Source organism: Litorimonas sp. RW-G-Af-16 (genome assembly GCF_048319245.1).
Classification (GTDB): domain Bacteria; phylum Pseudomonadota; class Alphaproteobacteria; order Caulobacterales; family Maricaulaceae; genus Litorimonas.
Genome location: NZ_CP166993.1, coordinates 411,336 through 431,852, shown reverse-complemented (window position 1 = coordinate 431,852; position 20,517 = coordinate 411,336). Strand labels below are relative to the sequence as shown.

General features: G+C 52.5%; 22 protein-coding genes, 1 tRNA gene and 2 pseudogenes. 14 read left to right on the top strand and 11 right to left on the bottom strand.

What is annotated here, in order from left to right; translation table 11 throughout:
- Positions 1-2: 2 nt before the first annotated feature.
- From AB8615_RS02070 to AB8615_RS02055, 4 genes are read right to left on the bottom strand one after another with little or no spacing between them, the layout of a single operon-like run.
- Complete coding sequence (locus AB8615_RS02070; protein WP_409433292.1) at positions 3-1,397, bottom strand: sensor histidine kinase; 1,395 nt, start codon at positions 1,395-1,397, stop codon at positions 3-5.
- A gap of 31 nt (positions 1,398-1,428) precedes the next feature.
- Positions 1,429-2,868 (bottom strand): dihydrolipoyl dehydrogenase family protein, encoded by a 1,440-nt coding sequence (locus tag AB8615_RS02065; RefSeq protein WP_418152561.1) that lies wholly within the window; start codon positions 2,866-2,868, stop codon positions 1,429-1,431.
- Position 2,869: 1 nt separating this feature from the next.
- Entirely contained in the window at positions 2,870-3,616 is a 747-nt protein-coding gene (locus tag AB8615_RS02060) for a TVP38/TMEM64 family protein (RefSeq protein WP_409433290.1), read from the bottom strand.
- Positions 3,603-4,655: a DUF547 domain-containing protein gene (locus AB8615_RS02055; RefSeq protein ID WP_409433289.1), complete on the bottom strand. Its 1,053-nt coding sequence runs from the start codon at positions 4,653-4,655 to the stop codon at positions 3,603-3,605. Before AB8615_RS02055 ends, AB8615_RS02060 begins: the two co-directional genes overlap by 14 nt.
- Positions 4,656-4,852: 197 nt before the next feature.
- Between AB8615_RS02055 and rpmH the strand changes: the two genes are divergently transcribed.
- The 10 genes and pseudogenes from rpmH (at position 4,853) to AB8615_RS02005 (ending at position 12,477) form a co-directional block, all read left to right on the top strand.
- Positions 4,853-4,987 carry a 50S ribosomal protein L34 gene (gene rpmH, locus AB8615_RS02050; protein ID WP_409433288.1) on the top strand — a complete coding sequence of 45 codons (135 nt, stop codon included), beginning with the start codon at positions 4,853-4,855 and terminating at the stop codon, positions 4,985-4,987.
- Between the two features lie 26 nt (positions 4,988-5,013).
- Complete coding sequence (gene rnpA / locus AB8615_RS02045; protein WP_409433287.1) at positions 5,014-5,388, top strand: ribonuclease P protein component; 375 nt, start codon at positions 5,014-5,016, stop codon at positions 5,386-5,388.
- Between the two features lie 4 nt (positions 5,389-5,392).
- Positions 5,393-7,177 carry a membrane protein insertase YidC gene (yidC, locus tag AB8615_RS02040; RefSeq protein WP_409433286.1) on the top strand — a complete coding sequence of 595 codons (1,785 nt, stop codon included), beginning with the start codon at positions 5,393-5,395 and terminating at the stop codon, positions 7,175-7,177.
- A gap of 77 nt (positions 7,178-7,254) precedes the next feature.
- A pseudogene (gene yihA / locus AB8615_RS02035) lies at positions 7,255-7,828 on the top strand (ribosome biogenesis GTP-binding protein YihA/YsxC).
- A 17-nt stretch (positions 7,829-7,845) separates the two neighbouring features.
- Positions 7,846-8,709 (top strand): acetylglutamate kinase, encoded by an 864-nt coding sequence (gene argB / locus AB8615_RS02030; protein ID WP_409433285.1) that lies wholly within the window; start codon positions 7,846-7,848, stop codon positions 8,707-8,709.
- Positions 8,710-8,771: 62 nt separating this feature from the next.
- Entirely contained in the window at positions 8,772-9,809 is a 1,038-nt protein-coding gene (locus AB8615_RS02025; RefSeq protein WP_409433284.1) for a DUF1036 domain-containing protein, read from the top strand.
- Between the two features lie 13 nt (positions 9,810-9,822).
- The gene (locus AB8615_RS02020) at positions 9,823-10,506 is read left to right on the top strand and encodes a pyrimidine 5'-nucleotidase (RefSeq protein WP_409433283.1); all 684 of its coding nucleotides are present in this window, start codon (positions 9,823-9,825) and stop codon (positions 10,504-10,506) included.
- Positions 10,503-11,219, top strand: coding sequence for an N-formylglutamate amidohydrolase (locus tag AB8615_RS02015; RefSeq protein ID WP_418152560.1), 717 nt, complete (start codon positions 10,503-10,505; stop codon positions 11,217-11,219). Before AB8615_RS02020 ends, AB8615_RS02015 begins: the two co-directional genes overlap by 4 nt.
- A 29-nt stretch (positions 11,220-11,248) precedes the next feature.
- Positions 11,249-11,854 carry a peptide-methionine (S)-S-oxide reductase MsrA gene (gene msrA, locus AB8615_RS02010; protein WP_418152559.1) on the top strand — a complete coding sequence of 202 codons (606 nt, stop codon included), beginning with the start codon at positions 11,249-11,251 and terminating at the stop codon, positions 11,852-11,854.
- A gap of 53 nt (positions 11,855-11,907) precedes the next feature.
- A complete protein-coding gene (locus AB8615_RS02005; RefSeq protein WP_409433280.1) occupies positions 11,908-12,477 on the top strand; it encodes a hypothetical protein in 570 nt (189 codons plus the stop codon).
- On the opposite strand, the gene truA is transcribed toward AB8615_RS02005, so the two are convergent.
- The 4 genes from truA to def form a co-directional block, all read right to left on the bottom strand.
- Positions 12,467-13,207 carry a tRNA pseudouridine(38-40) synthase TruA gene (truA, locus tag AB8615_RS02000; RefSeq protein WP_418152558.1) on the bottom strand — a complete coding sequence of 247 codons (741 nt, stop codon included), beginning with the start codon at positions 13,205-13,207 and terminating at the stop codon, positions 12,467-12,469. The genes AB8615_RS02005 and truA overlap by 11 nt on opposite strands.
- Positions 13,207-13,656, bottom strand: a complete 450-nt coding sequence (locus AB8615_RS01995) for a hypothetical protein (protein ID WP_409433278.1) — start codon at positions 13,654-13,656, stop codon at positions 13,207-13,209. Before AB8615_RS01995 ends, truA begins: the two co-directional genes overlap by 1 nt.
- A gap of 75 nt (positions 13,657-13,731) precedes the next feature.
- Positions 13,732-14,649 (bottom strand): methionyl-tRNA formyltransferase, encoded by a 918-nt coding sequence (gene fmt, locus AB8615_RS01990; RefSeq protein WP_409433277.1) that lies wholly within the window; start codon positions 14,647-14,649, stop codon positions 13,732-13,734.
- 140 nt (positions 14,650-14,789) lie between these two features.
- The gene (gene def, locus AB8615_RS01985) at positions 14,790-15,308 is read right to left on the bottom strand and encodes a peptide deformylase (protein WP_409433276.1); all 519 of its coding nucleotides are present in this window, start codon (positions 15,306-15,308) and stop codon (positions 14,790-14,792) included.
- 141 nt (positions 15,309-15,449) lie between these two features.
- Here def and AB8615_RS01980 point away from each other — a divergent pair.
- Positions 15,450-15,540 (top strand) — tRNA-Ser (locus AB8615_RS01980).
- Positions 15,541-15,559: 19 nt separating this feature from the next.
- Here the strand turns inward: AB8615_RS01980 and AB8615_RS01975 are convergent.
- Positions 15,560-16,450: a diacylglycerol/lipid kinase family protein gene (locus tag AB8615_RS01975; protein WP_409433275.1), complete on the bottom strand. Its 891-nt coding sequence runs from the start codon at positions 16,448-16,450 to the stop codon at positions 15,560-15,562.
- Positions 16,450-17,247, bottom strand: coding sequence for a metallophosphoesterase family protein (locus AB8615_RS01970; RefSeq protein ID WP_409433274.1), 798 nt, complete (start codon positions 17,245-17,247; stop codon positions 16,450-16,452). Before AB8615_RS01970 ends, AB8615_RS01975 begins: the two co-directional genes overlap by 1 nt.
- Before the next feature lie 170 nt (positions 17,248-17,417).
- On the opposite strand from AB8615_RS01970, the gene AB8615_RS01965 reads away from it, so the two are divergent.
- From AB8615_RS01965 to AB8615_RS01955, 3 genes and pseudogenes are all read left to right on the top strand, one after another.
- Positions 17,418-17,981 carry an NUDIX domain-containing protein gene (locus AB8615_RS01965; protein WP_409433273.1) on the top strand — a complete coding sequence of 188 codons (564 nt, stop codon included), beginning with the start codon at positions 17,418-17,420 and terminating at the stop codon, positions 17,979-17,981.
- A pseudogene (locus tag AB8615_RS01960) lies at positions 17,978-19,154 on the top strand (NAD(P)/FAD-dependent oxidoreductase). Before AB8615_RS01965 ends, AB8615_RS01960 begins: the two are co-directional and overlap by 4 nt.
- A gap of 152 nt (positions 19,155-19,306) precedes the next feature.
- On the top strand, positions 19,307-19,711 hold the full coding sequence (locus AB8615_RS01955; RefSeq protein ID WP_409433271.1) for a hypothetical protein: 405 nt from the start codon (positions 19,307-19,309) through the stop codon (positions 19,709-19,711).
- A 2-nt stretch (positions 19,712-19,713) separates the two neighbouring features.
- On the opposite strand, the gene AB8615_RS01950 is transcribed toward AB8615_RS01955, so the two are convergent.
- Positions 19,714-20,460, bottom strand: coding sequence for a sulfite exporter TauE/SafE family protein (locus AB8615_RS01950; protein ID WP_409433270.1), 747 nt, complete (start codon positions 20,458-20,460; stop codon positions 19,714-19,716).
- Between the last annotated feature and the right edge of the window lie 57 nt (positions 20,461-20,517).

Genomic DNA, 20,517 nt, shown 5'->3' with positions numbered 1-20,517 from the left:
TGCTATCCCGTTCGCGGGAAAGTGACCATAAATTGCGTGCCGTTTTCATCGGATTTAATTAACTCCAAGTCGCCGCCTTGCGCCTCGGCCAGTTCTTTGGATATTGACAAACCCAGGCCCGTGCTGCCGACGCCCTGCCCGCCTTTAAAAGCTTGAAATAAATTTTCCCGCGCCCGCTCCGGAAGGCCGGGGCCGGTATCTGTCAACGTGACCATAACCCGTTCTTCCGTCGTATCAGCCGCGACTGTAATTTGCCGTTCGCGGCTATCCTTCATCGCTTGAGCGGCATTGCGAAACAGGTTGTGGAAAATGCGGTAGGCATGGTCAGGGTCCGCGAAAGCGGTTAATTCTGACGGGACTTGGTTCGCGAAGTCCACAAATGGGAATTGCTCCAGCACATCTGCGGCCACTTCGCCGAGCAAGAATGAGAGTCGAACATGTTGCGGTTCTGGATCAGCCGTGTCGGCGCGAGAATATGCCAAGACGTCTTCGGATAAGCTAACGCCGCGCTCTACTGTACGCGTCAGTTTCTCCCCCATATCTTTGACTTTTGGGTCTGTGTTCATGCTTAGGCGGTCAGAAATCAACAGGGCGGATGTCAGGACATTGCGCAGGTCATGATTGATTTTTGCGACAGCCAACCCCAGCCCCGCCAAGCGTTCACGTTGTCGAAACGCAGCCCGAAGTGATTGTTTCATATCAAAAAATTCACGCTCTAATTGCCCAATCTCGTCTTGGCGAAAACGTGGGTTATTGAGGTTTCGACGAAGCTGCGGAGCATCACGAAAGGCTGTCATGTCATTCGCGAGTTTTTGCACGGGCCTAATAATAAGGGCCGCCATAGAGAAATAAATTAAGGCACCTGTTATGAAAGCGATCAACAAAGACAGTAGCAATATACGCTCGAAAAAGTCGCGCATTGCCCAGCGTAATTTTTCGCGCGGAATAATTAATTCCAACGCCTCTTGGCCCTCCACGGGACTGGCCGCCAACACGCGGATGTAACCTTTCGCTGGACCAAAAAAGTCTATGAAAGCATCTCGAAACCTTGGCAGTCGTTGTTTTTCACGCAGATCAACAAAGCGCATTTCGCCTGCCACATCTGTTGGCGGACTGCCCAGAACCAATTCCGTCATGCCGTCTCGTTTTGCCGCCATCATGACAACGTCCGTATCTTCCATAAATCGCTTGGTCAGCATGTCAGACGCCTCATAACCCGGTACACCTGTTAGAGCTTCGGAGAGCAGTCCCGCCTGCTGCGCCCGCTCAGCCAGCCAGTCTTGACGAAAAATCGCGGCACTTGGCACAAAGAGAAACAGCTCGGCCAGCAACACAAAACCAATCGTCAGCAAGAGCAACTTGCTGGATAGGCGTTTTGAAATGAAGCGGTCGATCATAATTTTGCTTAATGCGAGGTCGCGGCTATGCCTAGTGGAACTTCGTCCAGAAGCCCGCTAATTTGCGCGTTTTATCGCTAAAGACTGTTTCGGTATAATAGGAACTTGCGGCGCGTTTGACGACTTCTGATCGGGTTGGATAGGGCGAGATAATCTGCGCCAATCCTGCGATCTTAATGCCGTTACTCATGGCAATACTTAGCATGTGAATAATCTCGCCTGCATGCTCTCCGACGACAGAGCCGCCGAGCAACCTCTTATCTTTGCCGACAATTAATTTCACCCCGCCATGGGTCGATCTTTCCGCAATCGCGCGATCATTTTCGTCAAATTCAAAGTGCAGGACTTTATAATCCAGCGCCTTTTCTTTAGCCTCCGCCTCGCTCATGCCAATATTGGCAAGCTCTGGCTCGGTATAGATCGCAGCGGGCATGCGGTTGGTTGTCGCCTTAGAGAACATCCCCCCGATAACAGGCGGCATAAAATAGAAATTCTTGATGATCTGTCCGGCATGAAAGCCTGCGGCGTGGGTCAGCCCGCCCATGCCTTTCACAACGTCGCCAGCGGCATAGATGCGCTTGTTAGATGTACGCAGCGTATCATCCGTCTCGATCCCGCGCTTGTCGTAATTCACGCCCGCCTTATCCAAGCCAAGATCATCCACGATGGGTTTTCGCCCTGCGGCCACCAGTAAATGTGAACCTTTGAGAACCGCGCCTGATTCGAGTTCGATCTCGACGCCTGTTTTGGTTTTGCGGATTATTTTCGTGCGCGCGGGAGCGTAAAAAGTGACGCCTTCATCTTTGAGTGCTTCAACTAGGACTGCAGCATGTTCAGGTTCATTTCGTCCCAGCGGAGGGGCTATATCGACGATTGTGACGTCTGATCCTAAACGGCGAAACGTCTGCCCCATCTCTAGGCCGATCGGCCCTGCGCCGATGATGAGGAGATGTTTTGGTAATTTATCGACGGTGAAAATCTCTTCATTGGTCAAATAATCGACATCTGACAGCCCTGGAATCGGTGGCGCGGAGGCACGAGACCCCGTGCAGATCACAAAGCGTTTCGCGCGGACTTCGGCGCTGTCTGACACAATGGTACGTTCGTCTTTAAACCGAGCGAATTCGCGAATGACTGTGCAGCCCAAACCTTCAAATCGTTCTTGACTGTCAACGGGGGCAATCGTCTCTATGACGCCTTGGATGTGGGCTTTGACTTTGTCGAAATCGACGTCAACCTTGGCTGGCTTGATCCCAAATTCTGCGCCGACGGTATGAGAATGGGCGATCTTGCCTGCCTTGAGAATGGCTTTGGACGGCACGCAGCCAGCATTGAGGCAGTCGCCGCCCATTTCGCCCGCCTCGTAGAGGACAACGGAGCGGCCGAGCTGTGCGGCGCCTGATGCAATGGACAGTCCCGCTGAGCCTGCGCCGATGATGCAAATATCGACGTCGTAAGAAGTTTTGGGCATATTATACGGTCTCTTTTTTAAAGAATTTTTTATACAGAACAGGCAGTAATGACAGGACGATTAGCCCTAAAATCGGGAGCAGAATTTTCGGCTGCGTCATGAGCCCGCTAAGCTTTAAATCACCGCCTTGATCCAAAATTGCGCCGGCCCCTGCACCGACAGATGCATAGACAAAGCAGCCAGGAATTATTCCAAAAAACGTCGCCAAAGCATAGTTGCGGAGCTTCACGTTAAACAGGGCTGGCACAATGTTGACGATGAAAAATGGGAAAGCTGGGATGAGGCGTAGGATAAAGAGATATGACAATTCGTTCTCCTTGAGGCCCGCCTCGAACTTCTTCATATAAGGGCCCGCTTTTTTCGAGAGCATATCCCCGATGGCGTAGCGGGCGGCGAGGAAAATCCCGATCGCGCCAATCGTTGCCCCCACGGTAATGGCGGAGCCGCCCACAACTGTGCCGAACAGAAATCCACCAAATATAGAGAGGAGGCTTGCGCCTGGAAAACTAATCGCGACGAGGACAGCATAGAGCGCAATAAAGCCGAGAACGGAGACGACGAAATTGTCTTGCACAAATGCGGACATTGCGGCGCGGTTCTCTTTCAGACTCTCAAGGCTCACATATTTTGGGCCACCTAGCGCAAAGAATATTGCCAGCGCAATCAGAGCTAAACCGAGAGGCAGGAAACGCTTTAACGCGCTTTTGGGCGCATCAATCTCGCCTGCAATTTCACTATTTTGGGGCATTGAGTTTCCAATCATAATCATAGCCAGAGATTTTTGCGCCGTCATCAATAATGCCCGCCAGTTCCGCGTCTGCATGTTCTCGGATATGCGCTATCACGCCGTCTTTACTGCCGCCAAAATCTTCTTGGAACCAGTCATAGATGGAGGAGATAGTCAGCTTACCGCCACTGACTTTCACACCGCGGAGGGAGTTGATATAGGCGCGGGCGGCCTCAATGCGTTTCGTTTCCAGCGTTTCTGCGCGCCAAAGCTCTGACGGCAAATTAGGACAGCCGATAGAGGCGCAGTTGACCATGTAGTGAATATAAGGCGACGGATATTGCTGGCGCAGCGTGTCGTGTTCGACGTTATCAAGGCTCATTGCGCGGCCATTAACGGTGATGATCTCTTTCTTCCAAGGGCCACTGCTAAACAGACCGCCGCCGATTTTCTTAATTGAGCTGACGGGATAATTTTCCAGTACCACGCGGAGTGTCACAGCATTGTAAAGATTTGCCCAGAAAGCCGTGGCTTCTAGATCGCTCATGGCCGTCGGGTCTTGGCTCTCTAAATACGTAACATAAGCGCTGATAGTGTCCAAATCACCTGCCGCTTTCGCGGCGTCGTAGTCAAAAACCATCAGGCCATTTGCGCCAGGCTTTAGGCGGGATTTCAAAACAGCTTCATAGGCATTGGCGGGTGATTTAGCTTTGGCCATATTAGGCTCTTTCTTTGGTTCGGTCTTTATTTCGGTCTTTGGTTCGGTGGTCGGCGCTGGGTTCGCTTGTGCCGTTTGCGTGAAGTCAGGCTTTGAGAGAGCAGGCATAGCTGGCGCATTTGGAGGTTCCGTGAATATGGGATCAGACACGACCTCTGGAATATCCAAAACTGGATTAGGATCACGCACTGGCGGGTTCAAAAGGGGTGCATCACGCGCAACCTCCGCCACTTGCTGCACTTGCGGCGCTAGCACGGTTTGCGGAAGCGGCTTGTCAGGGCACGCAAGCGCGTTTGTGCTGCCAAATACCGTTGCGGTGCTGAGAATAATCACTTTTAACATAAGCGTCCTTTTTAATCTTGCAGCGGCCTAACGCATCGTTGCGCCGAAAGCTGCAAAACTCTCGCTCACGCTCTATCACATAATTGTGCGAAATAGGCGAGTGCAGCGCTTGACTTTAGCCTCAATCTTCCATAATTCGCGCCTCTTGAGACACATATGGCAGGAAACCTCCCGCCAGTAATGCAATAGAGACTAAGATGAAACGTACATTTCAGCCTTCAAACCTAGTTCGCGCCCGCCGTCACGGCTTCCGTGCGCGTATGGCCACGAAATCTGGCCGCCAAGTTCTGGCCCGTCGTCGCGCCAAAGGCCGCAAGGTTCTGTCCGCTTAGGGCAAACCTCGCTGCGGCATGCCGCTGTGACTAGCACAAAAATAGCACTCGGGTCGCTGAAGAAGCGGTCCGAGTTTTTGTATGTCAGAGACGGGCGTTATCGCGCACAGGGCGGCATCGTCATTCAGATGCGCGAAAACCCCGACCACACTGGCATCCGCGTTGGCTTTACGGCCACCAAAAAGATTGGAAATGCGGTCACGCGCAACAAAGCCAAACGCCGCCTCAGAGAGCTAGCCCGCGCCTATCTCCCTGAATTGGGCCTCACAGGACATGACTACGTCTTCATCGCTCGCGACATCACACCCACAAGAGACTGGCAAGACCTCCTTGACGATACGCAAAAAGCCCTCATAACGCTGGCAAGCCCACCTAAGAATTCTAAACCAATAAAGACCTAATACCATGGATGATCAAAAGAATTTTATACTAGCCATGGCGCTCTCCGCGATCGTCCTGATGGGCTATTGGTTTTTTATTGGGGAGCCGACAGCGGAACGCGCACGGATTGATGCACAAAACGAAATCGCTCGGATGGATCAGACCCCGTCGATAGAACCTGAAATTCTGCCGATTAAAATCAAACCACGTGAAGAATTGCTGCAAGAAACATCGGGCGAAGGGCAGCGTATCAACATCGAAACGCCAGCCCTGACAGGCTCATTCCAGACGGTGGGCATGCGCCTCGATGATATTTCGCTGAAAGAATATGACAGAACGCTTGACCCTGCTGACGGCATTGTCACGCTGCTCGTGCCAGAAGGTGCAGAGCGCTCTGCCTATATCATGGATAATTGGGTTGGCTCACTTGGCGGCATTGGCACAGATACGCCGTGGCAAGTCGTGTCAGGCGACACACTGACGCCCACCTCCCCCATCACATTGCAGACCAATGTCGGTGATGTCGAAATACGACGCGTCGTGTCTATCGACGATAAATTTCTGATCACGCTGACAGACACACTCACCAATACAGGCAGTCGCGAAGCTGCGATTGTCCGCACAGGTGTGTCCCGTCAGCACGAACTGCCAGATGAGCTAGAAAATTTCTTCGTTATCCAAGAAGGCCCGATCTCTGTCGTAGATCAAAAATATCACGATATGAAATATAAAGGTCTATCGAAAAAAGGGAATTGGACAGCCAAAGGCGAAGGCGGCTGGGTTGGCCTGACGGATAAATATTGGTTGCAGGGCGCGATTGCGCCGCAAGGCAAAACAATCACAGCGTCATATGATTTCAAGACGATCAATGATCAATCTGTCTACGAGACATCCTACACAACTGACCCCCTGATCCTGACAGCGGGCGCGAGTGTCGAGTCGGTTGGACATATGTATATTGGCGCGAAAGAGCGCGGTGTTTTGAAAACCTATAAAGAAGAGCGCGGGATTCAACAGATTGACTTGGCGATTGACTGGGGCTTCCTTAAAATCCTCGTCCGCCCGATCAGTTTTGCGCTGTCTTGGCTTGGCGAGACACTGGGCAATTACGGCGTCGGTATTTTGGCGCTGACCCTGATTATTAAAATCCTGCTGTTCCCGCTGTTTAACAAGCAATATGAGAGCCAAGCGAAGATGAAAAAGGTTCAGCCTGCGCTGAAGAAAATTCAAACACGCTATAAAGATGATCGCATGAAGCTGCAGCAAGAGATGATGGCGCTTTATAAAAAAGAAGGCGTCAATCCTGCGGCGGGCTGTCTACCTATTATTCCGACGATGTTTGTCTTCTTCGCGCTTTATAAATCTGTGTTTATCGACATTGATCTGCGTCACGAGCCATTCTTTGGGTATATCCGTGACCTGTCTGCGAAAGATCCGCTCTCAATTCTCAACGGATTTGGGCTGTTCCCTTGGGACGCTGTGCCAATGGGTTGGATGTCACTTATCGCGATTGGCCCGCTGGCGATCATGTATGGTATCTCTATGGCGCTGATGTACACGCTAACGCCACAGCCGACAGCAGGCGGCGGCGAGCAAGCCGAGATGATGGCCAAGATGATGAAATATATGCCGTGGATTTTCATGTTCGTGCTGGCGCCATTCGCGACAGGTCTCTTGATCTACTGGGTGTGGAACAACATTCTGTCCTTCGCCCAGCAATATTACATCACGCGGAAATTTAAGGTCGATACGCCGATCGATAAATTCATTCGCAAGATCACAGGCAAACCTGAACCCGAGGGCACATAGCCTTGGAGCAAGAGCCGAAATATACCAAAGCCGCTCTGGAAGATGGGCGGCTTTTGTTCGCGCGGGACGTCACGTTCATGCTGTCGGTCACGACGATGAATGATCTGCCAACTGCGCGTCTGCCAGAGATTTGCTTTGCAGGACGGTCTAATGTTGGCAAGTCTTCGCTGATCAATGCCTTGACCAATCGCAACGGCCTCGCCCGCGCATCGAACACGCCAGGCCGCACGCGTGAGCTGAACTACTTTAACGTCGATGGTCGCATGCACATTGTGGATTTGCCGGGCTACGGCTATGCCCGCGCGTCCAAGGTCGATATTGCAAAATGGACGACCCTGACGCGGGCTTTTCTGCGCGGCCGTGCAGAGCTGCGTCGTGTGTTTGTGCTGATCGATAGCCGTCACGGGCTGAAACCAAATGATTTTGAACTGATGGATATGCTCGACGAAGCCGCCGTGACCTATCAGCTCGTTCTGACCAAGGTGGATAAGCTGAAAAAAGGCGAACTCGCTAAGGTCGAAGCCAAGACGCTGACATCTATTTCAAAGCGCCCGAGCCGCCTTCCCAGCGATCATTTCGACGTCATCCGAGAAAAAAGATGGCTTGGATGAGCTGAGAGCTGAAATTGCCACCTTGGCGCTGCCCGCATGATTGGCTAAAGCCTTATCATGCAAAAACGTCGTCAAAACGAATCAGGCTGGACCAGCGCACAAATTCTGTCCGAAGCCCTGCCCTTTATTCAACGTCACGCGGATAAAACCATCATCATTAAATTCGGCGGGCATGCTATGGGCAGCCCAGAGCTGACAGCGGATTTTGCGCGCGATATTGTGATGCTGCGCCAGTGCGGATTAAAGCCGATCATCGTCCATGGCGGCGGGCCGCAAATCGGCTCTATGCTGGAACGCTTACAAATTAAAACCGAATTCAAAGACGGCCTTCGTGTGTCGGATATGGAAACTGTCGGCGTTGCAGAAATGGTGCTGTCGGGCGCGATCAACAAATCTCTCGTCTCCGCGATCAACCAAGCAGGCGGCAGCGCGGTGGGTATTTCGGGCCGCGACGCACGGTTGATTACGGCCAAAGCGGTTAATCCTGATCTCGGCTTTACGGGCGAGCCTATTGCGGTCAACACCGCGGTCATTGATACGCTAACGCACACAGACGCTAATTTCATTCCCGTCATTTCTCCTATCAGCGCAGGGGAAGACGGCGCGGGTTATAATATCAATGCCGACACGGCTGCGGGTGTGCTAGCGGGTGCGTTGGGCGCATCGCGATTGATCTTGATGACAGATGTCGCCGGGGTGATGGATAATGACGGCCTATTGCTGACTGACCTATCGACCAAAGACGCGAAGGCTCTCATCAAGAGTGGCGTGGCCAAAGGCGGCATGATCCCCAAACTTGGAACAGCGATCCATGCTGTTGAGGCAGGTGTAGAAGCTGTCGTGATATTGGACGGCCGCCGCGCCCACGGCTTGCTGGTCGAACTATTTACAGATGAAGGCGCGGGCACGCTTATCCGATGACACGCATTTGGCTTCATATCCCCCCAATGTTGCTCTCCCTAACTTTGTTATGCGCCTTTGCTATGACAAAACCTGCCAACGCCCAAGACGCAGCTGACCTCCTGACCGCGCCCACACCAGAGCCGACGAGTGAATATCGCTGGGATATTTGTAACGAGACCTCTTTTATCCTGCGCACCGCTCACGGCATGTCAGAGAACGGCGAAGTCATCCTGCGCGGCTGGAAAGACGTTAATCCAGGCGCGTGCCTGACAGAGATGTATACCGACCCCAACGCACCGCGCTTTCTCTATGCCGAGAGCCTGCCGCTGCATCGCGGCGGGATTCGCGAATGGAAAGGCACAGTTGAATTATGCGCAAGTCCTGATCCTTTTGAAGCCAAAGCGACGGACGAATGTGCGCTCAATAATTTGGAGACGCAGCTTTATTTAGCCGTGCGCCCATCGGAAAGCCGCACAACTCTAATTGAACCCGCAGAATATGGCGGTAAGGCGGAGACCGCAGCAATCCAGCGTCTGCTGCGCGATGCAGGTTATCAGGTGACCAAGATTGACGGCCTACCTGGACGGCGGACGTCCAAATCCTTAGCTGAATTTAAAAAAGACGCAGAACTAGATAAAAACGTCGATGGCGAGGCCTTGATAAATGCACTGCGCGATGCAGCGCAAGAGAGCATCAAGGCGGTAGGTATCGAGCTTTGCAATGACGGCACCTCCAAAATCTGGAGCGCGATCGCCATTCGCGAGGACGGCTCTTGGCAGTCCCGCGGCTGGTGGGACGTCGAGCCTGAGAGCTGCACGCACATGTTCACCAAACCGCTCGACGGAACAGAAGCCCATATCTACGCGCTGCAAGAAAACATTGATCCCGAAAACCCGCGCGAGGTGAAAGCCGATAAACGCTTGCGCTCAATCTCCGCCACACCCGCACAGTTTTGTATCGCCGAATCGCGCTTCTCCGCTCTGGGTCGCGAGTTTTGTGCAGAGGGCGGCTATACAGTCGCGAATTTCCGTCCCGTGCCTACAGAAGAAGACGGTGTGAAAATCACGCTAAATGATGCAGATTTTGCAGAAATTGGCGCCGCTGGCCTTCGCCGCTAGGAAACCCTCCCCTATGTCTCTCTCCCACATCCGTCACTGGATCTTTGATCTTGATAATACGCTCTACCGTGCAGACGCTGATTTTTTTGGTCAGATTGATAAGAAAATTACGAATTACATTAGCCGCTATCTGGCATTGCAGCCCCAAAATGCACGGATGCTGCAAAAAGAGTATTTGGCAGAATACGGCACGTCGCTGTCTGGCATGATGGCAGTTCACGGCATGGACCCCGCAGAGTTCCTCGATTACGTGCATGACGTTGATCTACACATGCTTGATCCCGATCCGAAACTGCGCAGCTTGATTCAGTCGCTACCAGGGAAGAAATACATCTTCACCAATGGCTCTAAAGGCCATGCCAGAAATGTCGCAACGCATCTCAATCTCTTTGATCTGTTCGACGGTAGTTTTGGTATTGAAGACGGGGATTACGTGCCAAAGCCCAAGCGCAGTCCTTTCATTAAATTTTGTGATATTTTCGATGTCGATCCGAAAGCCGCGATTTTCTTTGAAGATAGCGTCCGCAATTTGGAAGTCCCCAAATATATGGGCATGGCCACTGTCTTAGTCACGTCTGAGGAAGACTGGTCGGACGAGCCAGAAATCACCCGCCCCGCAGGCACCACAACACGCGCCGATTGGGTGGATTACACCACTAGCGATCTCCCCGCTTGGTTAGAAGCCCACGCTGAATGACAGCCTATACCACGATAGCTGCGACCACCGACGTCCCGCTCTTTATCTTTGGCGACCATGCAAGCTGCCACATCCCTCGCGAATATAATAATCTCGGCTTATCAGGGGACGACCTGACCCGCCACATAGCGTGGGATATTGGGACAGAGACGATCATTCGGCAGCTCTGTGCTCATTTCGGGTGCGGCGGGCAGTTGGCGAATATCTCGCGCCTTGTCATTGATTATAATCGCGACCCTGACGCAGCTGGCTTGATCCCAGAAATGAGCGACGGTATGATCATTCCGAGCAATCAAAAACTGACAGCAGCAGAGCGTCAAAACCGCATAGAGCGCTTCCACGTGCCGTATCACGAAGCGCTATCCAAAGCTGTGCGGCGAGATGACAACCCGCTTGTGATCTCCCTCCACAGCTTCACGCCGCAGCCCATAACAGGCGAGGTTCGACCCACTGATATCGGCTTGCTCGTTCGCCACGACGTCCCAACGGCAGAAGCCTTTCGCGACACTGTCCAGCGCAATTCGCCCCAGTTAAATGTCGGGATGAACTTGCCTTATTCGGCCTATGATCTGAACTATACCGTTGATAGGCATATTGCCCCACTCAGATTGCGTCACCTTGCAATCGAGCTGCGCCAAGACCATATCTCTTGCGAGGCGTCAGCACATGCTATGGGTGACATGCTGGCAAAACGATTGACCGCGCTCATCTAGCTTCGGTCACAAAACATAGAGGCACCGCCATGACGATTGTAAACAACCTTTGCCGCAACACGACACATTATGTGAACGGCCGTGAAATGTTCAAAGACTTCCCCGAAGGGTCTGAGCAAATCCAGCTTGGCATGGGCTGTTTTTGGGGCGCAGAGCGCATCTTGTGGAAGCTAGACGGCGTTTGGGTGACGTCTGTTGGCTATTCTGGTGGTCATACGACAGATGTCGATTATCCAAAATCTTGTACAGGGCGTATGGGGCATGCCGAGATGGTGCATGTCGTCTATGATCCCAAAGTCATTAGCGTTGAGGAAATCCTCAAGGTGTTTTTTGAAAACCATGATCCGACCCAAGGCGACCGCCAAGGCAATGATATGGGCCCACAATATCGCAGTGCAATTTTCACTTATACCGACGCACAAATGGCTGCGACGAAAGATGCTGTCGCACGATACGAAGCCGCATATGGCAAGACGATCACGACAGAAATCGGCGAAGCGCCGACCTATTATGCGGGCGAGGATCAGCACCAACAATACCTCGCAAAGAACCCGCAAGGGTATTGCATGCACGGCCCAACGGGCATTGTCTGCCAACTGCCCGAACCCAAATTAGAACGCGCTAACCCCGCCTAATATTCGGCGAGTTTTCCTTGCCCTCTGATTGTCGCGCGGATTAAAGCAAAGCTATGAATCCTGCGCGACATTTTTTGGGTCTGTTTGCCGTAGTTGGTAATTGGCCAAACTGGGAGAGTTATTTCGACTTATCCCGCGGCGGCATACGCGCGAGTTTTATTGCTCTCGCCCTCTCCCTACCGCCACTTTATTTAATTGCCTACGCGATAGGCCAGACGCGCGCGCAGATGTTGGGCGTAAGTTTCGTCCCGCCGCATGTACCTTCATTTATTGCCATCGCAGCCATATTCCTACTGAGTTTTCCAATCATGGCACTGGTTTTGGCGATGGTATTTGACGCGCAAGATCGCTTCCGTGCTTGGGTCATTACGCGTCATTGGGCCGTGTTTTTTCTGAGCCTTGTCGTTGGGATAATGTTCGGCCTCACTCTGCTGACCCCTCTGCCGTTCATGGTCGCTAATGGTGTTGCCTTCGCGGCTTACCTCGGCCTGCTGGCGATTGATATACGCTTGTTGCAAAAGGTTGTAGGGCTAAATTGGGGGGCCGCGATTTTGATCGGCTGCGTGATTGTGGCCGTGGGGCTAACCCTGCTAATGCTGGGTATTCAACAGATCAATAGCTGACTTTGGTCAGGTAAAGCCCGTCAGGCGGCGCCACTGGCCCGCACTGCGTCCGATCTCTTGCCTCAAGCGCCGCTTGCATATCTTCTGCGTCCCATTTTCCCATGCCAACTTCGACCAAGCTACCGACAATAGAGCGGACTTGTTTGTGCAGAAAACTGCGGGCTCGGAAATGACAATGCACCTCGACCCCCGCACGCAAGACTGTTATTTCGTCAAGCGTCTTGATGGGGGATTTGGCTTGGCATTGCGTGTCGCGGAAGGTTGAGAAGTCATGCTTCCCGATCATGATTTGCGCCGCATCATGCATCGCGTCAGCGTCTAGCTTCACAGGAATTCGCCAGACCCGCCCGCGATCTAGCGACAACTTCATCCGCCGATCAATCAAGCGGTAAAGATATTCACGCTCTGTCGCATCAAACCGCGCATGCCACTCATCGGGCATAATTTCGGCTTTAAGAACCGTTACGGCATGTTTCACCATATGGAAATTCATCGCGTCGCGCAGCTTGTCCTCGCGAATTTCTGCCGCCAAATCCATATGCGCGATCTGGGCCAGCGCATGCACACCACTATCCGTGCGACCGGAGCCGTAGACCACAACAGGTTCGCCCTTATTTAACTTCGCGCCAGCCGCCTCCAGCACACCCTGCACAGACGGCCCGTGATCCTGCCATTGCCACCCCTGATAAGGCGCACCGTCATATTCAATGGTGAGTTTGTAGCGGGGCATTAGGTTATGTTGAGCGTTTCGAGCGCGTTGGCGACTTCCTCATGCATGATCCACTCAGATGTGCTTTCATCATATTCGCCCAAAGCATAGGTTGATGCCGACCTATCTTTCTTTGTCGCCACGAGACCTATGTAAAAAGCAATGTCATGAGCTAAATTCCCGTAATGCAAATTAGCCGTTGAGTGATTTGCCCACCCTGCTGCATGGGCAAGCTGTTCTGCGGATAGACGCCTTTCTGGCGCATTTTTATGGGCCACTAACATTGCGCGTTTTTTGTCTGATAAATTCATCGCCTTTAATGCCGCCACGTATTCTTCTTGGGTTCCAATATGAGACAATCGCCGCTGTTGTGATCGGCGCTTCTGTTCCGCATCAACCCAAGCTTTTGCTTTTAATAAAGCCATTTCTTTATCGTCAGAGGTAAGGCTATGTTTTTGAGGGTAAATCACAGCACCCGTTTTATTCGCGATTATGCGATGGCCTTTATACTGAATATCTTCACGTTCTAGTGCCATTGGAAACTCCTAAATTAGTAATTTACCAACCGCCACATCCGCGCCGCGCGCAAAGTCTTCGGCGCTCATTTGGCTTTTGCCGGCGGGTTGGACATTGATTAGGCGGAGGCTGTCTTCGCCGCATGCGATCAGCAGAGCGTCGTCTAGGACTTCGCCAGGCGCCCCGCTGGCGGCCTCAACCTTGGCGAGGTGGACCTTAACGCGTTTCCCGTCAATCTCGCACCACGCGCCTGGAAAGGGCGATAGACCGCGAATGAGGCAGTCAAGGTCTGTCGCAGGCTTTGTCCAGTCAATTCGCGCTTCAGACTTGTCGATTTTATGCGCGTAGGTCGCCTCTCCGACTTGTGGTTGCGGGGTCAAGCTGCCGCGTTCCAGCGCCGCCAGACAGCGTGGCCACATGCCTGCGCCAATACCCGAAAGCCGCTCAAACAACGCGCCCGCTGTGTCGTCCGCGCGAATGTCGACAGTCTCGGACAGCAGAATGTCTCCTGTATCGAGGCCCTTTTCCATCTGTTGAATTTGCACACCTGTCTGTGCGTCGCCCGCCATAATAGCGCGTTGCACGGGAGCTGCGCCGCGCCACCGTGGCAGCAGCGAAGCATGCAAGTTGAGGCATCCGTATTTCGTGGCCTCGAGTGCGCGCTGCGGCAGGATTTGACCATAGGCCACAACACACGCCACATCTGCTCCTAGTGCTTCCAGATCATCGATGACGGAAGGTTTGCGGAAACTCTCTGGCGTGTGAACGTCGAGGCCCATAATCTCTGCAAATTGATGCACGGGAGATTTGGTGAGGTGCTTGCCGCGCCCTGCCCGCCGAGGCGGCTGCGTGTAGACGCGCAAAACCTGATGCCCACTCGCCAGCAATTCCGCAAGGCTCGGCACCGCGAATTCAGGCGTGCCCATAAAGACAACAGACAGGGTCATGGGCTAGCCGATAATTCCTTTACAAAGGCCAAGGTCATAAGGCCCCATTAGCATAAAAGGATAAATTTTGGGCCAGATGATCCATGCCTGTGTCAACGCTATTTGGCATGAGATGAGGATAGCAGCGATGATACTGCGCATTAGCCTGCCGCTTTCAGCTTCTCGGCTTTGACCACTTTTTTCACGGCGCGGTCACGTTTGAGGCGGGAGAGATAGTCGATGAATACAACACCCTTCAAATGATCCATCTCGTGTTGGATACAGACGGCGTAAAGCCCTTCCGCCCATTCGGTTACGCGCTCACCATTGTAATCCAGATAGGTGATCTTCACGCGCTCAGGGCGGTCAATCGTCTCGTAGACATCAGGCACAGAGAGGCAGCCTTCGTCATAGGGCACTTCGTCTTCTACGTCTTCGAGGATTTCAGGATTGACAAAGTACTTGACCTGCGGCGGTTCACCGTCACGCGCCAAATCCATGACGATGACTTGCAACGGCACACCAATCTGGATCGCGGCCAAGCCAATACCCGGCGCGGCATACATGGTCTCCAGCATATCATCCATCAGCTTGCGTGTCTCGTCCGTAACAGCGTCAACAGGCTTCGAAATCTCTCGCAAGATCGGATTCGGGACAGTTAAAATCGGGCGTATTGTCATAAGGGTCAGATAAGCACTCAACGGGTGAGGGTCAAGACGAGGCACCAGATGATTTCCGCAAGGGAGGCTACCATTTTAGCGCAAAAAACGGTGGCGCTTTGCGCTTGAGCCGTTATATAGCCCGCTGCTAAGGCATACCGAGGTGAGGTGGCCGAGTGGTTTAAGGCGCACGCTTGGAAAGCGTGTGTAGGTTAGTAGCCTACCGTGGGTTCGAATCCCATCCTCACCTCCAGTCTCTATAACAGTTCTGATTAATCCGTATCTTGACTAAATTGCTGTTTGGGTGCGGGGCATAAGATATAGGCACCCTTGCGATTGAGAGAAATTGAGAGCGGGAATTGTAGCGTTCGATATTCCCCATCGAGTAGGACTTCAATGTCCCCCTCACCTATAACCTCGACTTTGCGCGCCATTTGCGATTCTACGGATTTATTGTCCCGCCATTCATCCATAAGCGCGGTCAAACCTAAGGCAGGTAGGTCGGCATAAGACATAATATTGACGGCCGCAATTTCGAACGCCTCTGGATCATCGCTATAGGCGCTCATAAAGGGGCAAGTCACTTGAAGCATATTAGCGGCCAGTGGCGTGACCGCGCCGTCCAAACGGTAGAGAAATCCCTCATCTGGTCCTACGTCGCGTAGCGTTTCGACCATATTCGTTGTGGCTTGTAAAATGGCGCCTTCTCGCATTAATTCCCGCGTTACGCCGACCCGAACAACTGTGCCGATCATCGCAGCCACAAGAAAAGTCTGCTCATTTAGACGCCCCGCCGGTATCCAACGCGGCGTGTCTTGCGACAGCGCTAAGTCCAACACTTCGGGCCAGTCCTCTGACCCGTAAAGCGCTTTGGGCAGAATGTTCATCGTGCCGCCTGGTAACGGGACGATGGGAATGTTTTTTGTCCCTGCCCTGTGCGCTGCAGCCAAAGATGTTCCGTCGCCGCCAAACGTCACCAGCAAGTCTGCGCCTTCGTCCAAGACCATATCTAGCGTGCTGTCCAAATCTTGCGGGTCGACATAATGGCAGGTTGCATTGACAGCATGGCGATCCGCAAAGAATTCGAATATCTCTTCGCTAATGTTCGTGGTGCTGCCCGATGCGGCATTTATTACGACAGCTGGGTTTTGAAATTTTGCCATTACGCGGTCCGCCTTAAATCGACGCGAGATTTTGTCCAAGCCTCTGCGCGCTCGAATTTGTCGCCCGTCCAATTAATTGCTGTGACGCGGATGTCACGGCTGTCGATTTCAATATGATTAAAGCTGGCAGGCTTCCCGCGTTGACGTGTTGATAGTGTGCCAGACCCGATAGATAGCAATTCCGTCTGCCCCGGCTCCCGTTCTACAACGAAAGGCGCGTGGACATGCCCGCTTAGCACGCCGTCAATATTGGCATCGCTAAGTAATTTCACGGCAGCCTCCCCGCGCTTCGTTTCTTTGATAAGCGGCGATACGGGAGGATAGATGAGCGGGTGATGCACCGCGATCATTTTTAAAACAGACGGATTTTTCGCTTTGAGATGCGAGACCTTTGCAGCCAAGTCCGAGAGGTCAACGACACCGAGCGACCAATCCAGTTTAGCCTGTACGCCTCGTGCTGTGTTATAGGGCATGAGTGCAATATTTTCGTCTACGAACATCGTTTCACCCAAGGGCGCGATAAATTTATTATAACGTCCAAAGGGATCAAAGATACGGTGTAAAATACCAAACATTGGCGTGTCGTGATTGCCAGGTGTCACGATCTTTGGCGCGTCAAATTGTTCGATCCAATCCCGTGCCGCCTTGAATTCTTCGATCTTTCCACTTTGCGTAATATCTCCGCAGATAAGAGCGAGGTCGGGCGAAAGCGTCTTGGCGTAATCGCGTACGGCGGCCATGGCATTTTTATCTTCGACGCCAAAATGAATATCTGAGAATTGGAGAATGGAGGTCACGTATCGCCCTTTTTATTATCCATACAGTCGGTAGCTGGAAGGATTGGTTCATTTAATCTACGCGTGGTCGCCTCGCCAGTTCCGCCTATGCCTACGGCTATTTGAAAGCCACTTTTAAACTCAGTGATACGCGGAATTGCTCTGCTGTGATTTTCAGTTATATACGCGCCATGGAACTCCCCCGCAAACCCTTTGCTTGGTCGATTGGCCAAGAGACTCCCCGCTTTGAAAATCCGTGGTTTCGCGTGTCGGAATATGATGCTCATGACCCTAATGGTCGGCCCGCAAATTACGGGTTGGTGCACTTTCAAAACCATGCAGTTGGGATAGTGCCCTATGAGGACGGCCATGTCTGGCTGGTGGGGCAAAGCCGGTTTGGCTTTAAGGCCTATAGCTGGGAATTTCCAGCTGGCGGGGCTGCTTTGGACGCAGACTTGCAACTCGCCGCCGCGCGGGAATTACGGGAAGAAACAGGCTTGATTGCAACGCATTACACCCAAATTCTTCACCAGCATTTATCTAATTCTGTAACGGACGAAAAGGCCACGACCTTCCTTGCCACAGGCCTGACGCAAGGCGAGGCCGCACCAGAAAGTAGCGAAGACATTAGCGTGATGAAACTCTCGCTAGACGAGGTCATTAAGGCCACAGAGGCAGGGGAGATCTGGCAAGCTCTCACCGTGTCGGCTGTTTACAAGCTCGCCTTTATGGCAGAACGCGGCGAGTTGTCATGAGCCATTACGATGTGATCATTATTGGCGCAGGGGCGGCTGGCCTGATGTGCGGCGCGCGCGCAGGGGCGCGGAGGCGCTCTGTCTTAATTCTTGATCACGCCAGTAAACCTGCCGAGAAAGTCCGTATTAGTGGCGGCGGGCGGTGCAACTTCACCAATCTCTATTGCGGCCCCAATAATTTCTTGAGCCAAAACCCGCATTTCTGCAAATCCGCGCTACGGCGCTACACCCAACACGATTTCATCGCGCTGGTGGAACGCTACGGCATTGCCTATCATGAGAAGACAAAAGGCCAATTATTTTGCGATGGGAAGAGCCAGCAAATCATCGATATGTTGATCGCAGAGTGTAAAGCGGCCAATAACAACATTCAATTATCAACCGAAGTCTTAGGCGTCGACAAAAAGGGCGAACGGTTTTTGGTATCAACTCCGCGTCAAACCCTGACAGCAGACAATGTCGTGGTCGCGTGCGGCGGAGCCGTCTATCCCCAAAATGGGAGCCAGTCGATTTGGCTACCAGCTCGCAGATCAATTCGGGCTCAATGTTGTGGAACCCGTATCCGCCCTCGTCCCGCTGACATTCACAGACGGATTAAAAGAGCCGATCAAGGCGCTCTCGGGTGTCAGCGTCGACAGTCGGGTTAGCCATAGTGACGCGACGTTTGACGAAGCCTTGCTTTTCACTCATCGCGGTCTATCTGGCCCCGCGATTTTGCAAATCAGTTCCTATTGGTCCCCTGGCGATGAAATCACGCTAGACCTCGCGCCGGGACAGGATTTGTTGACCGAATTAAAACGTGCCCGTGTCGAGACACCGCGTAAGAGCCCTGCGGTCTGGCTAACCCAATATCTGCCGCAGCGTTTGGCAGATTATATGGCGAGTTACGTCAGGCAGGTTCGCCTTGCCGATATGCCAGACACAGCCCTCACCAATCTCGCACTGATGGTCAATCAATGGTATGTGAAACCTGCGGGCAGCGAAGGCTTTCGAACGGCAGAGGTCACCAAGGGCGGCGTGAATACAGACGACCTATCGTCCAAAACGATGGAGGCGAAAGCTGTGCCAGGTCTCTATTTCATTGGCGAAGTAGTGGACGTGACGGGGCATCTGGGCGGGCATAATTTTCAATGGGCTTGGGCCAGCGGTGTGGCCTGCGGCGACGCGATTTAATTATCTCCGCGCGAACCAGGAAATTGTCAGAATAATTGTCAGAATAATTGTCAGAATAATTGTCAGAATAATTGTCAGAATAACTTTCAGACAAATTTAAATAAATATTCAGAGCTTTGGCGTAATCCTTTCGCTAGCGTAAGGGACACGATATGGCGCAATCTACCCCCGATAACTGGCAGCATATCATGACCTTGATGGCCTGCGTCATTGCGTCCGACCACACGGTGAGTGATGCGGAGCGTGAGCGGTTTGTGACCAATGTTCGGCAACTCGCAGACGTGATTGATCCGAACAATTTTTACGAAGACGACACCGTCCGCCGCTGGTTTACGGCCAAAATCCCCGCAATTATTAAAGATATGCATAGCCCCCTCGGGGATTTGGTCGTTGCGGAGACTGCCATGGCGCTCGATAGTTTTACCCAAAAAAGAGCTGTCTTGGACGCCATGATTGATCTTTCCACATTGGACGGAGATTTCGTCGGCCAAGAGGTTGAGGTTGTGAACTTGACGGCTGCCTATTGGGATTTATCACCCGTGCGAAGCAAAACGTGAGCCTAGCCGATAAAGACGTCAAATAAGAGCTTAAGGCCCGTGATAAAAATTAGCCCATACATGATGCGGTAGAAAAGCGTCCCATCTATCCGTTTGACCAAATATACACCGATCAAAACGCCGATGGGCGCGAGAGGCAGCAAGATCAGAGACGTCGTCAAATTCGTTTTATCAAATTGTCCCAGCGCCGCATATGGCACAAGCTTGACGGCGTTAACGACAAAAAAGAACATCACCGCACTGCCCGCATAGATACGGTGTGGGAGACCCTGCGGAATGGCGTAGGCTTGGAAAGGCGGGCCGCCTGCATGGGCGATGAAGCTGGTAAAGCCCGCCAGAGACCCCGCAATGTAGCCTGCCAGACGGCTATCTTTGATCGCTGCCAGGCCACTCTTCGGACCAAACCAGTGATAAAGCGGGAACGCCACTGCGATCATACCAACAATTACTCGCACCAGATTATCGGTCACATACCCCGCCAATGCCCAGCCAATACCGATGCCAATGACGGCAGCTGGCACCATTTTAAAGACCAGCGCTTTGTCCCAATGCTTGCGATATGACCATACGCTGATCCAATCCATTACGATCAAAATCGGTAACATGATCCCTGCGGCTTGAAGCGGCGAGATCGTCAATGCCATGAGCGGCACCGCAAACAAAGCCAGACCACCAAAACCGCCCTTAGAAATGCCAGTAATCACAACGGCGACGATGGCGGTTATCCAAAATAAGGGCTGATCTATCATCTGTGTCTTATTGCGGGCGAAAACCATATGTTCAAACGCAAATTTGCTGTTAAAGAA

What these genes read in the sequence shown, in the direction of transcription:
- AB8615_RS02070 (WP_409433292.1), bottom strand. Translation starts at nt 1,397, where the DNA reads ATGATCGACCGCTTCATTTCAAAACGCCTATCCAGCAAGTTGCTCTTG.
- AB8615_RS02065 (WP_418152561.1), bottom strand. Translation starts at nt 2,868, where the DNA reads ATGCCCAAAACTTCTTACGACGTCGATATTTGCATCATCGGCGCAGGC.
- AB8615_RS02060 (WP_409433290.1), bottom strand. Translation starts at nt 3,616, where the DNA reads ATGCCCCAAAATAGTGAAATTGCAGGCGAGATTGATGCGCCCAAAAGC.
- AB8615_RS02055 (WP_409433289.1), bottom strand. Translation starts at nt 4,655, where the DNA reads ATGTTAAAAGTGATTATTCTCAGCACCGCAACGGTATTTGGCAGCACA.
- rpmH (WP_409433288.1), top strand. Translation starts at nt 4,853, where the DNA reads ATGAAACGTACATTTCAGCCTTCAAACCTAGTTCGCGCCCGCCGTCAC.
- yidC (WP_409433286.1), top strand. Translation starts at nt 5,393, where the DNA reads ATGGATGATCAAAAGAATTTTATACTAGCCATGGCGCTCTCCGCGATC.
- argB (WP_409433285.1), top strand. Translation starts at nt 7,846, where the DNA reads ATGCAAAAACGTCGTCAAAACGAATCAGGCTGGACCAGCGCACAAATT.
- AB8615_RS02025 (WP_409433284.1), top strand. Translation starts at nt 8,772, where the DNA reads ATGACAAAACCTGCCAACGCCCAAGACGCAGCTGACCTCCTGACCGCG.
- AB8615_RS02020 (WP_409433283.1), top strand. Translation starts at nt 9,823, where the DNA reads ATGTCTCTCTCCCACATCCGTCACTGGATCTTTGATCTTGATAATACG.
- AB8615_RS02015 (WP_418152560.1), top strand. Translation starts at nt 10,503, where the DNA reads ATGACAGCCTATACCACGATAGCTGCGACCACCGACGTCCCGCTCTTT.
- msrA (WP_418152559.1), top strand. Translation starts at nt 11,249, where the DNA reads ATGACGATTGTAAACAACCTTTGCCGCAACACGACACATTATGTGAAC.
- AB8615_RS02005 (WP_409433280.1), top strand. Translation starts at nt 11,908, where the DNA reads ATGAATCCTGCGCGACATTTTTTGGGTCTGTTTGCCGTAGTTGGTAAT.
- truA (WP_418152558.1), bottom strand. Translation starts at nt 13,207, where the DNA reads ATGCCCCGCTACAAACTCACCATTGAATATGACGGTGCGCCTTATCAG.
- fmt (WP_409433277.1), bottom strand. Translation starts at nt 14,649, where the DNA reads ATGACCCTGTCTGTTGTCTTTATGGGCACGCCTGAATTCGCGGTGCCG.
- def (WP_409433276.1), bottom strand. Translation starts at nt 15,308, where the DNA reads ATGACAATACGCCCGATTTTAACTGTCCCGAATCCGATCTTGCGAGAG.
- AB8615_RS01975 (WP_409433275.1), bottom strand. Translation starts at nt 16,450, where the DNA reads ATGGCAAAATTTCAAAACCCAGCTGTCGTAATAAATGCCGCATCGGGC.
- AB8615_RS01965 (WP_409433273.1), top strand. Translation starts at nt 17,418, where the DNA reads ATGGAACTCCCCCGCAAACCCTTTGCTTGGTCGATTGGCCAAGAGACT.
- AB8615_RS01955 (WP_409433271.1), top strand. Translation starts at nt 19,307, where the DNA reads ATGGCGCAATCTACCCCCGATAACTGGCAGCATATCATGACCTTGATG.
- AB8615_RS01950 (WP_409433270.1), bottom strand. Translation starts at nt 20,460, where the DNA reads ATGATAGATCAGCCCTTATTTTGGATAACCGCCATCGTCGCCGTTGTG.